This is a genomic window from Pseudoduganella dura (genome assembly GCF_009727155.1).
GTDB lineage: Bacteria > Pseudomonadota > Gammaproteobacteria > Burkholderiales > Burkholderiaceae_D > Rugamonas > Rugamonas dura.
The window spans coordinates 478,424-491,002 of the sequence record NZ_WNWM01000002.1 but is presented as its reverse complement, the minus strand read 5'-3'; the positions used below and the strand labels follow the sequence as shown (position 1 = coordinate 491,002).

General features: G+C 69.7%; 8 protein-coding genes. 3 read left to right on the top strand and 5 right to left on the bottom strand.

The genetic code is table 11. The annotated features are described in order from the left end of the window. Window positions 1-124: 124 nt before the first annotated feature. A complete protein-coding gene (locus tag GJV26_RS02295; RefSeq protein WP_155707307.1) occupies window positions 125-976 on the top strand; it encodes an alpha/beta hydrolase in 852 nt (283 codons plus the stop codon). A gap of 78 nt (window positions 977-1,054) precedes the next feature. Here the strand turns inward: GJV26_RS02295 and GJV26_RS02290 are convergent, their stop codons facing one another. Then, on the bottom strand, window positions 1,055-3,988 hold the full coding sequence (locus GJV26_RS02290) for an insulinase family protein (RefSeq protein WP_155707305.1): 2,934 nt from the start codon (window positions 3,986-3,988) through the stop codon (window positions 1,055-1,057). A 176-nt stretch (window positions 3,989-4,164) separates the two neighbouring features. Between GJV26_RS02290 and GJV26_RS02285 the strand changes: the two genes are divergently transcribed. Continuing rightward, window positions 4,165-6,210 (top strand): sensor histidine kinase, encoded by a 2,046-nt coding sequence (locus GJV26_RS02285; protein ID WP_155707303.1) that lies wholly within the window; start codon window positions 4,165-4,167, stop codon window positions 6,208-6,210. A 195-nt stretch (window positions 6,211-6,405) separates the two neighbouring features. Next, entirely contained in the window at window positions 6,406-7,365 is a 960-nt protein-coding gene (locus GJV26_RS02280; protein ID WP_155712197.1) for a LysR family transcriptional regulator, read from the top strand. A 595-nt stretch (window positions 7,366-7,960) separates the two neighbouring features. On the opposite strand, the gene GJV26_RS02275 is transcribed toward GJV26_RS02280, so the two are convergent. Genes GJV26_RS02275 through GJV26_RS02260 form a run of 4 tightly spaced genes read right to left on the bottom strand, consistent with a single transcriptional unit; the run spans window position 7,961 to window position 12,575 of the window. Beyond that, a complete protein-coding gene (locus GJV26_RS02275) occupies window positions 7,961-9,385 on the bottom strand; it encodes an efflux transporter outer membrane subunit (protein ID WP_155707302.1) in 1,425 nt (474 codons plus the stop codon). 10 nt (window positions 9,386-9,395) lie between these two features. Then, window positions 9,396-10,322: an efflux RND transporter periplasmic adaptor subunit gene (locus GJV26_RS02270; RefSeq protein ID WP_155707300.1), complete on the bottom strand. Its 927-nt coding sequence runs from the start codon at window positions 10,320-10,322 to the stop codon at window positions 9,396-9,398. Next, window positions 10,312-10,521: a DUF1656 domain-containing protein gene (locus GJV26_RS02265; protein ID WP_155707298.1), complete on the bottom strand. Its 210-nt coding sequence runs from the start codon at window positions 10,519-10,521 to the stop codon at window positions 10,312-10,314. Before GJV26_RS02265 ends, GJV26_RS02270 begins: the two co-directional genes overlap by 11 nt. After that, complete coding sequence (locus GJV26_RS02260; protein WP_155707296.1) at window positions 10,518-12,575, bottom strand: FUSC family protein; 2,058 nt, start codon at window positions 12,573-12,575, stop codon at window positions 10,518-10,520. Before GJV26_RS02260 ends, GJV26_RS02265 begins: the two co-directional genes overlap by 4 nt. Between the last annotated feature and the right edge of the window lie 4 nt (window positions 12,576-12,579).

Below are 12,579 nucleotides of genomic sequence, written 5' to 3'. Positions count from 1 at the left end.
TTTTGCCAGAGTAACGGTGGCCCCTGCCGAGTCCACCCAATGGTTTCAAGGAATACCCGATGAATGAGTGTAAAAAGATGTGCCGTGCACGCCCGGCAAGTGCACTGCAAGTGTTGGTGACACGATGAACACGACCGGCATCACGCCGCTGGCCGGCGATCTCGTGCTGCGCGACCTGGAAGTGCAGGGCGCAGAAAGCCCGCTGCCGGCACGCCTGTACCTGGCCGGCGTGCCGGCTACCAAGCGCGATACGCTGGTGGTGTTCTTCCATGGCGGCGGCTTTGTCGGTGGTGCGGTCGACGAGGCGGACGATTTTCTGTCGCGGCTGGTGAGCGAGGATCGCTGCCAGGTCGCGCTGTCCGCCGGTTACACGCTCGCTTCGGTGAGACCGTTTCCCGCCGCGGTCGAGGATGCGCATGCCGTGCTGCTGTGGGCGAAGAAGAACAAGGCGAAGCTGTCGTGGAACGGCAAGCGGCTCGTGGTGGCGGGCATCGAGGCGGGCGCCAATCTCGCCGCCGTGGTGTCGCTGGTCGCGCGCGACAGGGGCGGGCCGGAGCTCGCGGCGCAGGTCCTGATCATGCCGATGCTCGATCCGGGCCTGTCCACGTGCTCAATGCGCGACATGCCCGCCTGTATCGACAAGGCGGCCGTCGCCGACCAGGTGGCGGGTGGCTGCGCGGCCGGCTACCGCGCTTACCTGCCGAATGCCGCGGACCGCACGCACCCGTATGCGTCGCCGCTGCAGTCTTCCCGGCTGAAGAACCTGCCGGCGGCGCTGATCCTGTCCGCCGAGGACGATCCGTTGCGCGACGAAGCGGAACAGTATGGCGCGAAATTGATCAAGTGCGGCATTCCCACGACGGTGAAACGGCTGCCGCCGCCCCCGCTCGACCAGCCGGAAGGGCGCAGCGACTGCGCCTGTTCCTTCGCGCTGGCCGAGATCGCCGCGTTCACGCGCGGCATCGGCCAGGGTTAGACGAAGCGCAGCCCGAAGAACGGTCGCCGCCGCCATGGCGGCGCGAGAGCGTACTGGCAATCCGCCATGTTCGCCGCGTCAGGCCGCCACTCCCACCGCGCCGGCCAGCTGCGCCAGGTCCACCGGCACCAGTCCATCGAGGTCCTGTGCGAGGTTGCCGGCAAAGGCCGCACGGCTGGCCGGCGCGGTGCGCAACCACGTGTCCACGGCGGCGCGAACTTCGGCCAGCGTGCAGTCCAGTACGCGCTCGCGGAAGCGCTGCCGAGTCGCAGCATCCATGCCGCGCCGGTGCTCGGTCCATGCCACCCCCACCGCGTCGAACGGCGACAGCGGGCGGTCCAGGCCCTTGATCACGCCGATGATGGCTTCCTCCAGCTGCTCGGTATCGAAGTCGCGGGTCGCCATCGCTTCGATGGCCGCCGCGAAGTCGGCGTAGGTGGCGGCCAGGCGTGGATCGCGGTATGACGCCAGGCTGAAGATGCCGGCATGCGGGGAGTTGCTCGCATGGCCGCCATACGCGCCGCCCTGTTCGCGGATGGCGGTATGGAGCAGCTGGTTCGTCATCAGTTGCGCCGCGACGGACAGTGCCGCGGCGTCCGGGTGCGTCGGCCCGGGCACGGCCCACGCGGCGCTGCAATGGTTGACCTGGCCCGGTGCATGCAGCGCAGCATTGGCAAGCGGCGTGGCAAGCGGCCTGGCAAGCGGCGCGGCGAGTGATGTGTCGGGCAATGGCGCCGCGTCATCGGGTGCGGCGGGCGAGCGGGCCGCCGCGGCGGCCGGCGCCGGCAGGACGATCGCGCCGGCCAGCGCGGCGAGTTCGCCGCTGCTGCCGGCGCACAATACCGATACCGGGCAGCCGAGCAGCGCGGCATGCACCTGCGCCAGCCGCGCGGCAAGCACCGCGCGGCCTTCGCCGGTGCCGGCCAGCCGTTCGATCTCGCCGGTGAACGGCAGGGCGGTGGCGCCGCCCACGGCATCCTCGAAGCGCCGCAGCGCCGACAGCGGCGCTTCGGCGGCCAGCGCGGCGTAGCGGTTGCCGGCCTGCGCCAGGTTGGTCAGCCTGCTGCGCGCCAGCCGCGCGGCCAGGAAGCCGATGCGTTCGTACTCGTCGAAGCGCGGGCTGCCCACGTAAGCCGTCAGCACTTCGGCGATGCCGGCATGATCTTCTTCCAGGCCGCTGGCGAGGAACTGCAATTCCAGCGCGAGCGGCTTGCCTGCGCCGAGGCTCGGCTGCAGGCCGATGGCGAACACGGGAACGCGCTCCTTGCGCCATGCGCTGGCGGCCTGGTAATCGCGTCCGTCCACCCCGAGGCCCTGGCGCAGTTCGCAGTAGAGCTGCAGCCATGGCCAGTCGGCCGGCGGCAGCGCGGAAATATCGTATTGCACGCGTGCCTGCGAAATCCCGTTCGAGGCGACCGGGAACAGGAAGGCGCCGCCCGGCGCCGCCGGCACGACCGGCAGGGTGCGCGTGACGCGGCTCACCTCGGAAGGATGGATGCGCGGCAGCACCGACGTGTCGCCGCGCCGGCGCTGCTGTTCGTCGAGCGCCGCGCTGTCGGCCACGATGCGGGCGCGCTCCGCTTCGGTCAGTGCCGCCTGCCGCCCGGCGAGCCGCTCCTTTTCCAGCGCCGCGCGCGCGTCGAAATAGCCGGGGTCGGGAACGATCGCCGCTTCCAGCCGCGCCGGGTTGTCCAGCATCGCGCGCACCAGGTTCCTGAAATACGCGGGGTCGGCGATCCGCTCTTCGAGCACGCCCAGCGCCTTGTCGCTGTCGAACGCGCCGTGCACGTCGCCGCCGCGCATGACGACGGGAACCGCCTGCAGCATGCGCTGCAACACGTTCGGCATGCCGCCGGACGACGTGTCGCGCTGGCCGAAGCGGATGTCCCGCAGGGCGGCGCGCAGCATCGCGTGCGGCACGCCTTCCTCCGCCGTGCGTTCCAGTGCCTGCCATAGCAGCTGCCGGGCACTGTCGGCCTGCTCTTCGCGCAGGCCGGCCATGCCGAGGTGGAACAGCATCTGGCGTGCGCCGGGATCCATGCCGTTCAGGCGGGAAGGGCGGCCGAAGCCCGCCGTTTCCATGGCCCGCGCCAGCGGTGCCGACGCATCGCCCAGCAGGCCCGCCTGCAGCAGCCGTGTTTCATAGTGCACCGCCGCGTCGGCCGATTCGCCCGTCACCCAGGCCAGCTGGAAGCCGAAGTCGTCGTCGCGCCCGGCCTGGGCCGGTACGCGGATGACGGCCGTGCGCGGCGTCGCCACATCGGCCAGTTCCGGCTGCAGGCGCGGCAGCACGCCGGGAATCTCCGCCAGCACGCGCTGCGCGATGCGCTCCTGGATTTCCGTGGCGGCGATCGGTCCCGCCGTCATGAAGACCGCCTGCGAAGGGTGGTAATGCGTGGCGTGGAAATCCTTCAGCATCCGGTGCGTCAGGTCGGGAATGGCCAGCGGATCGCCGCCGGAGACGAATTCGTACGTCGTGCCGCGCAGCAGGGCCGCGGTGATGCCGCCATACATCGCCCGCATCGGGTCGCTGAACGCGCCCTTCATTTCATTGAACACCACGCCCTGGTAGCCCAGCTGCCCGTCGGCCAGCGTATGCCGCCAGCCTTCCTGCAGGAAGTTCAGGTAGTCGAGCCGGGGAAAGAACGTGGCATCGAGGTACACGTCGAGCAGGTTGAAGAAATCGTTCCGGTCCGTGCTGGCATACGGGTACACGGTGCGGTCGGCATACGTCATCGCGTTCATGAACGGCGCCGTGGAGCGGCGCATCATCGCGAAGAACGGGTCGCGCACCGGGTAGCGCTTCGAGCCCGCCAGCGACAGGTGTTCGAGGATATGCGCGCGGCCGTCGCTGGTGTCGGGCACGGTCGGGAACGCCACCAGGAACGCCAGTTCGCTGTGTTCGTTGGCGACGTGGATGTGCTGTGCGCCCGACAGCGGTTCGACATAGACCTCGATGGTCGAGCGCAGCGACGGGATGGCGTGGGAATGGCGTTTTTCGAATGTGGGCATGATCGTGCAAACAGGGTGAGCGGTACGGCAGCATAACCCGGACTGCGCATCGCGGGTGTCCGGGCACCCGCAGCCGTGCCGGCACGGGCGGCGCGCCCCCGTGGAAAGGTGCCTGCTGCGGCATTGCAACCCGCTCGTGCAGTAGAATCGCTCACCTTCCGATACGGACCGACTTCGTGACAGACCAGCACCAGCTTTTCGCCTTTACCCTCAACGGCGGCGCCACCGGGGCGCGGATACGTGACCGCGACTGGTCCGGCCATCCGCTCGGCCCGCTGCCGCAATGGCCGGCGGCGCTGCGCACCACGCTGGGCATCATGCTCGGCTCCTCGTTCCCCACGTTCGTCACCTGGGGCGATGGCTACCACCTGTTCCATAACGATGCCTACGTGCCGATGCTCGGCAAGAAGGCCGGCGGCGCGCTGGGCCTGCCGTACCCGGAGATATGGAGCGAGGTGTGGAACGACCTGGGCCCCTACGCGGCGCGGGTGATGGCCGGCGAATCGTTCTTCTTCGAGAACTATGCCACCACGCTGTATCGCGGCGACGAACCGGAAGCGGCCTGGTTCACGTTCTCGTTCAGCCCCGTGCGGGACGAGGCGGGCACCGTGCGCGGCCTGATGTGCACCGTGATCGAGGTGACCGACAAGGTGCTGGCGCTGGCGCGGCACAAGGAAGCGGAGGAACGGCTGGCATTGTCGCTGGAGGCGTCCGGCAATATCGGCATCTGGTCGTTCGACCTGGAAACGGCGGCCACGTATGTGGACGAGCGCTTCGCGCGCATGTTCCAGGTCGATGCCGCCATTGCCCGCTCGGGCACGGAGCTGGCGCGTTTCACCGACATGATTCATGGAGAAGACCGCGCCCGCGTGCTGGCGGCGATCGATAACGCGATCCTCACCGAAACGCTGTACGACATCGAATACCGCATTCCACAGCGCTCCGGGCTCGATGCGTGGGTCAATGCGCGCGGCAAGGTATTCGCCGATCCCGGGACCGGACGCCGCAAGTTCGCCGGCATCGCCGTCGACATCACGGACCACAAGCTGGCGGAGGAACGGCGCATCGCCAGCGAACGCGCCGCGGCCGAGGCCTCGATGAGGGCGGCCGAGAGCGAGACGCGGTTCAGGCTGATGGCCGACGACATTCCGCAGATCGTCTGGGCCGCGGACGGTGCCGGTGTCAACGACTACGTCAATACCCGGTGGTTCGAATACACGGGCGAACCGGGACCACGCCGGCCGGACTGGGACTGGCGCCCTGCGATCCACCCGGACGACCTGCCGTTGCTGGAGAACGCCTGGCTGGCCAGCATCGCCAGCGGCCAGCGCTTCGAGATCGAACACCGGCTGCGGCACCATTCCGGCCAGTTCCGCTGGGTGCTGAACCGCGCGGTGCCGTCCATCGATGCGCATGGGCAGGCCACCCGGTGGCTGGGCACCCTGACCGATATCCATGACAAGAAGGCCGGCGAGGACGAGCTGCGCATGCAGTCGCGCCGCAAGGACGAATTCCTGGCGATGCTCGCGCACGAGCTGCGCAACCCGCTGGCGCCGATCAGCACGGCCGCGCACATGCTGGCGCTGGGCCGCTTCGATGCGCGGCAGGTGCAGACGACGAGCGAGGTGATCGTGCGGCAGGTGCGGCACATGACCAGCCTTGTCGACGACCTGCTCGATGTGTCGCGCGTCACGCGCGGGCTGGTGGAGCTGGAGCTGGACGCGGTCGACATCCCGACGGTGCTGGCCAGCGCCGTCGAGCAGGTGCGCCCGCTGCTCGACGCGCGCGGCCATGCACTGGCGCTGGACGTGCCGGATACGCTGCCGCCCGTCACCGGCGACCGCGTGCGCCTCGTGCAGATCGTCACGAACCTGTTGAACAATGCGGCCAAGTACACGCCGCCGGGCGGTGCGATCGCCGTGGCGGTGTCCGCGGCGGCGGGCAAGGTCGTCGTCGAGGTGCGCGACAACGGTGTCGGCATCGCCGCCGACGTGCTGCCGCACGTATTCGAACTGTTCACGCAGGCCGAGCGCACGCCGGACCGTTCGCAGGGCGGCCTGGGCATCGGGCTGGCGCTCGTGCAAAGCCTGGTGCAGCTGCATGGCGGCACGGTGTCGGCATGCAGTGGCGGGCTGGGGCAGGGCAGTACCTTCACGGTGACGCTGCCGGCGGGCCGCGGCGGCTGCCACACGGGCCGGCCACGGCAAGGCGACGAATTGTGACAAGTTATCCACTTGCGTGATAATTGGTATGGCCAGAATAAATTGGCCTGACCGGCTGGCGGGTGGCATGATGCACCTGTCTCCTCCAATTTCCCAAGAATTGGAATTTGCCGGCTCCCAGAGCCGGCTTTTTTTTTGTCGCGCGTTCCGGCAAGCCGGCCCGGGCGGATGCATGGCATGACTGAAAGGTGGCGAATGGGACTGGACCTGCGGCTGATCGAAGCGTTCGCGCTGGTAGTGCGCCACGGCAGCCTGTCCCGGGCGGAGGAGGCGAGCGGCATTTCGAAGGCCACGCTGAGCCGGCAGGTCCTGGCGCTGGAGACGGAGCTCGGTTCCACGCTGCTGACGCGCGGGCCGCGCGGTGTCGTGCCCACCGAGTCGGGCCGTGTCTTCCATGCGCATTGCGAAAGCCTGCTGGCCGACCTGGCCGGGCGTATCGAAACGGCGCGCGTGCAGGTGCAGGAACTCGACAGCGGCGTGACCGGATCGCTCACGGTGCTCGCCGAAAGCGTGTTCAGCACCACGTTCGTCTGCCATGTCGCACGGCTGTTCCGCGAACGGTACCCGAACGTGGCGTTCCGGCTGGACATGGCGCACCGCATCGATTCGCCGGCCGTCGCGGATGTCGACTGCTACGTGTGCGCGGTGCCGCCCGACGTGCCGAACCTGGTCGGCAAGCTGCTGGGCCGGATCAGCTACGGCCTGTACGCCAGCCCGTCGTACCTGCAACGCAAGGGCATTCCCGTCACGCCGCTCGATATCGCCCGGCACGACGCCATCGTGCTGGGCGAAGCGGACGCGCCGCCTGAAAAAACCATGCTGCACAGCGACCGGCACAGCCAGCCGTACGTGCCGCGCACCGGCGTGGCCACGAACGACCACTGGGTGATGAAGACCTTTTGCCTGGATGGCTTCGGCATCGCGCTGCTGCCGGATTTTTTCGTGCAGCCCGAAGTGTCGCGCCGGTTCCTGGTACCGGTGCTGCCGAACTGGAAGCCGGAACGCACGCGCATCTACTGCGCCTACCAGCAGCAGCGCTACAAGTCGCGCAAGCTGAAGGATTTCGTCGAACTGATGGCCGCCGGCGTCAAGGACATGGATTCGTACAACCCTTATGTGGGCTCGCTGCCGGAACGCGGCGGGCTGCCGGGCTGACGGCCCGCGCCGGCACGGTCTTCGATGCGTGCCTCCAGACGCGCGTTTTCATGACGCACTCCAATTGCGCGCTCCGGGCATGCGCTTCAAGCCGGACCGGAGCCCGCACCTGGAAACCCGTGCTCATGCGTTCCCGTGATGAGAGGTATCGCCAGAATAAAGTGGCGCCGTGCCGGGGAGAGTGAGAGGATATGCCTGTCTCCTCCAACTCCGCTCGGGATTGGAATTTGCCGGCCACAGTGCCGGCATTTTTTTTTGCCCGTGCACAGCGAAATGCCGCAAGCCGATGCGAATGCTTCGTATTTTACGAACCGACGTTCAAATTAGTTCGTCTTATATGTTTGGCCAAGACGCTTTACACTGGGTTCAACCGATACAGCTCGCACAGTGTTTCGACAGCGCCTGCCCCATGGCGCGCTTCCCTTCGCGGTGGTCCGGTTTCCCGGCCGCCGCTTTTTTTTGAGGCGCTGCGGTTGTCAAACCCTCGAAACACTGCGCGAACCACATTCTCGCTTGCTTTTCCGAAGTGCGCCAGCCCCGATACGCGAATGACATAGCCGACATTGCGCGGCGCGGCCTTCGTCGGCTTGCCCGCTCACTCCCACCCGCCGCCGAGGGCCAGGAACAGCGCGACCTGGTCGGCCGCCACCTGCGCATCCGAGACGGCGAGCGCGCCTTCGCCGGAAGCCAGCGTGCGGTCGGCATCGAGCACCGACAGGAAATCGATCTTGCCGGCCTGGTACAGGCGGTGCGACTGGCCGGCCGCCAGCGCGCTTTGATCGCGCGCGGCGCGCAGCGCGGCGTTGCGGTCCAGTTCACGGGCATAGGCCGTCATCGCCGTTTCCGTTTCGCGCAGCGCATTGAGCACGACGCCGTCGAAGCGCGCCAGCGCGGCCGCGCCGCCGGCCTCCGCTTCGGCCACGCGGGCACGGCCGGCGCTGGTGGGCAGCGTCCACGAGATCAGCGGGCCCAGGCTCCACCGGAAGGCGTTGCCTGAGCCGAAGCGGTCCAGCGCGCCGGTGCTGCCGGCCGACAGGCCCAGGCTCACGCTGGGATACAGGTCGGCGACGGCAACGCCGATACGCGCGGTGGCGCCGGCCAGGCTGCGTTCGGCGCCGCGCACGTCCGGCCGGCGGCGCAGCAGCCGGGCGCCGTCGCCGACCGGGATGGCCTGTGCCAGCCGGGGCGCGGCGCCGCAGGCGATCTCGCCCTCGGGCATGTCGGCCGGCGCGCGGCCGGTCAGCGCGGCCAGCCGGAATTGCGCGGTGCGGGTTTGCGCCAGCAGCGGCGGGATCGCCGCGCGCAACTGTTCGAGCTGGGCACGGGCGCGCGAGTCGTCGAGCGCGGTGCCGCGGCCGGCGCGGATGCGCCTGGCCGTCAAGTCCACGAAGCGCTGCTGGAGGTCGACGGACCGGCGCACCACGCCGAGCTGGTGGCGGGCGCCGCAGGCGTCCACGTACGCCCGTGCGGTGTCGGCCGCCACGGTCACGCGCGCCAGGTCCAGCGCCGCTTCGGCGGCCTCGCGATCGGCGCCGGCCGCCTCGACGCCGCGCCGGATCTTGCCGAACAGGTCGAGCTGGTACGACACGCCGATGCCGGCGTCATGGCTGTAGCCATCGGCCAGCGCCGTGGGCAGCCCCTTGGCCGCCGCCGAAGCGCGGCCATAGGCCGGTCCGCCGGAAGCAGCGACAACGGGATCGGCCGCGCCGGCGACTTCCTGCTGCACCGCGCGGGCGCGCGCCAGGTTGGCGGCGGCCACGCGCAGGTCGGTGTTGGCGGCGAATGCCTTCGTCACCAGCGCGTCGAGCGCCGGCTCCTTGTACAGCCGCCACCAGTCCGGCGGCAGCGGCTCGCTGCGGAACAGTGCCGCGTCCGCGCCGGCGGCGCTGACGAACGGCGCGGCGGCGGCCGGGCGCCCGATGGCCGCCTGTTCCGGCAGCCGGTAGTCGGGCCCCACGGTGCCGCAGGCCGTCAGCACGGCCAGCGACGCAAACAGGGGAAATCGGATCAGGTTGCGCATGATGTCCTCTTCACGAACGGGTGGCGCCGGGGCCACCGGCCACCGCGGCCGGGGCAGGAGCGCGCACGTCCACCGTTACCGTCTGGCCGGCCACCAGGCGCGTGCCGGCCGGCAGCGCATCGAGTTTCACGCGCACGGGAATGCGCTGCGCCAGCCGCACCCAGTTGAACGTGGGGTTCACGTTCGACAGCAGGTTCGGCGATGTGCTGCGGTCGCGGTCGGCAATGCCGCCGGCAAAGCTCTCCACGTGGCCATGCAGCACCGCCGAGGCGCCCATCGGCGTGACCAGCACCGGGTCGCCGATGCCGATCGCGGCCAGCTTGGTCTCCTCGAAGTAGCCTTCGATATAGTACGAATCGCGGTCGATCAGGGCCATCACCGGGTGGCCGGCCGTCACATAGGCGCCGGCGCGCAGGTCCAGGTTCGTGACGGTGCCGTTGACGGCCGACACCACGCGGGTGCGATCCAGGTTCAGCTTCGCCACGTCGCGGCCGACGACCGCCTGCGCCAGCGCGGCGCGCAGCTCGTCGACCTTCGCCGACGACTGGTCGCGCACTTCCTGCGCGACCAGCTCGCGCAGTTCGGCGTTGCGGCGCGCATCCTTTACCGCCTGGTCCAGCGCCACGCGCTGCGCCGCCACGGCGGCCTCGGCCTGCCGCAGCGCCAGCGCGAAACGGGCGGCATCGATCTCGAACAGCACGTCGCCGGCCTTCACCTGCTGGTTGTCGTGCACCAGCACCTTCGTGACCTGGCCGGTGACGTCCGGCGCCACCTGCACCACGTCGGCCTTGACGCGCCCGTCGCGGGTCCAGGGCTCCACCTCGTAGTGCTGCCACAGGCGCCACGCGAGGACGCCGGCCGCGGACAGGGCGGCCAGCGTCACGAGGAAGCGCGCCAGAGCCAGCGCGGAAGATTTCAGGGTAAGTTCAGTAGCCATAACGGTTCACCAGGATGGAGAAGCTGCCCAGCAGGATGCCGAACAGCGCGAATTCGAACAGGGCGGGGTGCCATACCAGGCGGTAGAAGCCCAGCCGCAGCAGCAGCTTGCCGAGCACGCGGGTGCAGGCCAGCGCGGCCATCGCCAGCAGCAGCAGGGTGGGCACGTACAGGCCGTGCAGGCTGATTTCGGCGATCATCGCGGTTCCTCCTGGTGCGGTTGATGGGCGGGTTGGTACATGTCGGCGCGCGGGAACAGGTCGCGCCGCATGCTGGCCAGCGCGGCGGCGGCCGTGGTACGGACATCGCCTTCGGCCACGCGGCACACGGCGCTCAGCGTGCCGTCCAGTTGCGCCAGCAGGCCGGCATGCGAGCTGTTGCCCGCACGCGTGTCGAAATGCGCGGCGACGCGGTCGAACAGCCGTGCCAGCGGTACGCCCGCCGGTTCCAGCCGCGGGGCCAGCGCGCGCAGCTGCGCGATGTGCAGGCCCGCGCGCAGTTCGCGCATGGTCTCGAGCGCATCCGCGCGGACCGCCGGGGCGGCGCCGGCCAGCGCCAGGCGCGGCATCAGCAGGCCCACGCGGTCGACCACGCGGGCCGATACTTCCAGCAGGGCCGGCGCGCGGGGCGAGCGCGCCAGCTGCACCAGCTCGGCGCGGGCGTGGCCCAGCATGCGGCGCGCCATCCACGGACCGTCGACCGTGCGGAAGGTCTTCGTGACCACCGCCGCGACGATATAGCCCATCAGCTGCGCCAGCATGCCGTTGACGAACGAGGCCATGTCCAGCTGGTTGGTGTCGTGCAGCGCCAGCGTGCCGGCGATGCCGATCACGAACGTCAGCGCGTTGCCGTACGTGGCCGGCCGCGCCATGTACACACCCAATACCAGGAACACCGGGGCCAGCGCGAGGACGAACATCTCGTAGCTGTGGACGGCCGGCAGCACCACGAGGATGTAGAACGCCGAGACCGGCACCGACCACAGCGTGAATTTCACGAAGCCGGTGATCGCGGGCACGGGGTCGTCCATCGTCGCGAAGAAGCAGCAGGCCACGCCGGCCAGCATCGGCGCGGCGGCGCCGGCCGGCCAGCCGGTCGCGATCCAGAACGCGCAGCAGGCCAGGATCGCGATCGCCGCGGCCAGCGCGGAACGCAGGGCCATGCCGTGGTCGCGGTGCAGTACCGACGGTGTCAGGTGTTTCGGTGCCGCCGGCGGCGCGCCGCGCATGACGGCATCGATGCTGTCGCGCAGTTCCAGGCTTTCCTCGCAGGCCGCGACCAGCGCGCCCAGGCGCTGGGCCAGGTTGACCTGCAGGATCGTGCGCCATTCGGCATGCGGCGCCAGTTCGGGCGTCAGTTCCCGCAACCGTGCGCGCAGGCCCGCGGCGCGGCCCGGGTCGGCGGCCTTGCCTTCGCCGATCCATTGCGCCACGTCGTCCAGCATCGCCTGCCAGGCGCGATCGACGGGGCCGGTTTCGGCCAGCGCCTGCAGCCGGTCTTCGACGGCCAGCAGCAGCGGCACCATCACCGCCAGGCGGTCGTGCAGCGCGTGCACCATCGCGCCGGTCCAGCGCAGGTGCGATGTGTCGAACGGCAGGTGCGTGGCCATGATGCGCATGTCGCTGATCTCGGCCGCCAGCGCCAGGCGCACATGCGCATCGCGGCTGCCCGCACCGGGGCGCAGCACTTCGAGCATCCAGCGGCGCGCATCGCCGATCGCGCGGTCCAGGCGGCCCAGCAGCGCCGGGCCCACGCCCTGCGGGAACACCAGCGAGTGGACCAGCGTGGCGGACAGGATGCCCACGCTGATTTCTTCCACGCGGGCGAGCCCGGTATCGAATACGGTGGCCGGATCGGTGACGGCCGGAAAACCGATCAGGCCGGCCGTGTACCCGGCCAGCATGAAGATATACGAGCGGGGGGTGCGGTCGAGCAGCGATACGTACAGGCACACCGCCACCCAGCACGCCAGCGCCAGCGACAGCAGCTCCGGCGCGTTGGCCAGGTTCGGTACCATCGCCACCGTGGCGGCGCAGCCAATCAGCGTGCCGCACACGCGGAACAGCGCCTTCGAACGCACGGCGCCGGCCAGCGGGCTGGCCACGATATAGGCGGTCATCATCGCCCAGAACGGGCGCGGCAGGCCGGCCGCCAGCGACACGTACAGCGCCAGCATCGACGCGGCGAAGCACTTCGCCGAGAACAGCAGCTCGCGCGGCTGCACCGGCGCAAGCGATAACTTCGGCAACGCCATCGCC

Excerpts from the sequence above, each read along its gene's own strand:
- GJV26_RS02260 (WP_155707296.1), bottom strand. The coding sequence starts at position 12,575 with ATGGCGTTGCCGAAGTTATCGCTTGCGCCGGTGCAGCCGCGCGAGCTG.
- GJV26_RS02295 (WP_155707307.1), top strand. The coding sequence starts at position 125 with ATGAACACGACCGGCATCACGCCGCTGGCCGGCGATCTCGTGCTGCGC.
- GJV26_RS02265 (WP_155707298.1), bottom strand. The coding sequence starts at position 10,521 with ATGATCGCCGAAATCAGCCTGCACGGCCTGTACGTGCCCACCCTGCTG.
- GJV26_RS02270 (WP_155707300.1), bottom strand. The coding sequence starts at position 10,322 with ATGGCTACTGAACTTACCCTGAAATCTTCCGCGCTGGCTCTGGCGCGC.
- GJV26_RS02280 (WP_155712197.1), top strand. The coding sequence starts at position 6,406 with ATGGGACTGGACCTGCGGCTGATCGAAGCGTTCGCGCTGGTAGTGCGC.
- GJV26_RS02275 (WP_155707302.1), bottom strand. The coding sequence starts at position 9,385 with ATGCGCAACCTGATCCGATTTCCCCTGTTTGCGTCGCTGGCCGTGCTG.
- GJV26_RS02290 (WP_155707305.1), bottom strand. The coding sequence starts at position 3,988 with ATGCCCACATTCGAAAAACGCCATTCCCACGCCATCCCGTCGCTGCGC.